The following is a 2,023-nucleotide window of genomic DNA, read 5'->3' on the forward strand; positions in this document are numbered from 1 at the left end:
TACACTGAACAAGAAGTGCGCAAAGAGCTAAAAGGACATTTTAGTTTAAAGCGATAGTGTGAAATAGGATATTTCCGAAGAAATAAACTTATAAAACCCCTCTATACATAGTTATGGAGGGTTTTTGTATTTCTACTAATAATCTAACATGTTATTTTGATTCATAAAAAAATTGTAATTTGTAAAGAAAAAGACTACGCATGAAAAAAATATTTTTACTCTTTGTTGTTTGCTTTATACCATTATCTATGTGGTCGCAAATTACATTGTTCGAACAGTTTAACGGTCCGCTTGATTTTACTGGAGTTGGGAATACCCTTAATGAGGCCGCAAATACTCCGTGTAGTATTCTTCCTGAGAGTAGTGCCGATTTATTATTAGCCCCAACACAGACTATTATTTCTGCTCATTTGTACTGGAGTTCTCCATGGACAGACGCGATAGGAGGAGATTTCTTTGTTACTTTAAATGGTAATCTCGTTAGTGCTACAAGAGATTTTCATTTAACAGCAGGAACTGGCTTAAATTATTTTTCTGCCTATGCAAATGTAACCGATATTGTTCAAGCTACTGGAAATGGAACCTACACTTTTGCTGGGCTGGAGGTAGATATGCCAGCAACGGGAGCTTGTAATAATGGTACTAACTTTGCAGGCTGGGCCATGTATGTTATTTATGAAGACCCAACCCTTACACAGAATCAAATATCACTTTTTGATGGATTAGACTTTGTTTCAGGTAATAATGAAAGTATTGATATTACGTTAGGGCCACTTGATGTTGCCAGTGATCAATTTTCAAAAATAGGTTTTTTAGCTTGGGAAGGTGATGCGGCAATTGCTAACAATGAAACATTACTTATTAATGGTCAATTAATATCAGATTTACCCCTTAACCCAGCAGATAATGCTTTTAATGGTACAAATTCATATACAGGTTCTGATGAGCTTTGGAATATGGATTTTGATGCATACGATCTAGTAGGTATTGTAGCTCCTGGTGATGTTGATATTGATATTTCATTGACCTCAAGTCAGGATTTTGTGATGGTAAATAATATGATTACCAATGTAAATTCTGAAATACCCGATGCTACTATTGTGATAGATGATCTAGGCGTTTTATGTGAAAATAGTGATATTGATGTAAACTATACCGTTTTTAATACCGAGAGTACAGAAGATTTAGAAGCGGGTGTGCCTATTGCATTTTATGCAGATGGTGTACTTGTAGGACAGGCGCAAACCAATGCCATTATTCCTATTGGTGGTTCAGAGAGTGGTACAATTACCTTAAATTTTCCTCCTGGAGGAGCTACTCCAGTGATTTTTACATTATTGGCGGTTGTTGATGATGATGGTACAGGAACTGGTATTGTAATGGAAAACAATGAAGATAATAATGAGTTTGAGCTACTTGTTGATTTGTCTTTACAAGGATTAAATTTAGGCCCAGAATTATTACCATGTGTAAATGATGTTGTAACAATTGGTCAAGATTTAGGGGATACATTCACCTACCAATGGTTTTTTAATGGCACCTTTTTACCAAATGCTACGGGTCCTTTTTATAACCCGACACTTTCTGGAACCTATAGATTAGATGCCTTTCAAGGAATTTGTTTTGTGTCTGGTGAAGTAGATGTAACATTTCAACCCAATCCAATTGCTGTTGTTCCAGACGATTTAAGGTCTTGTGATGGGATCCCTAATGATGGTTTTGCAGAATTCGATCTTACAACTAGAGACGCACAAATACAAAATGGGCAACCTGGTACTTCTGTAACGTATTATGTTTCTCAAGCACAAGCTCAGTCAGGTGCTTTTCCTATTGTAGATCCAACAATGTTTATAAATACAGTTCAATCTTTTCAGACAGTATATGCCAGATTAGAAATTGATGCTTTAGGATGTATAGATGTTGTTCCACTTGATTTAATTGTGGACGACTCCCCCGCCATCACCGATCCCATCAGCGATTATTTTTTATGTGATTTAGATGGAAATGGCTTGGAGACTTTTGA

At 36.1% G+C, this 2,023-nt stretch carries 1 protein-coding gene; it reads left to right on the top strand.

Going from position 1 to position 2,023, the window contains the following annotated elements:
* Window positions 1–200: 200 nt before the first annotated feature.
* Window positions 201–2,023, top strand: a 1,823-nt coding sequence (locus ACY2RS_RS15425) for a CARDB domain-containing protein (protein WP_490099563.1), incomplete at its 3' end; no start/stop codon positions are given.

The organism is Patiriisocius sp. 208BN25-11 (genome assembly GCF_058147145.1).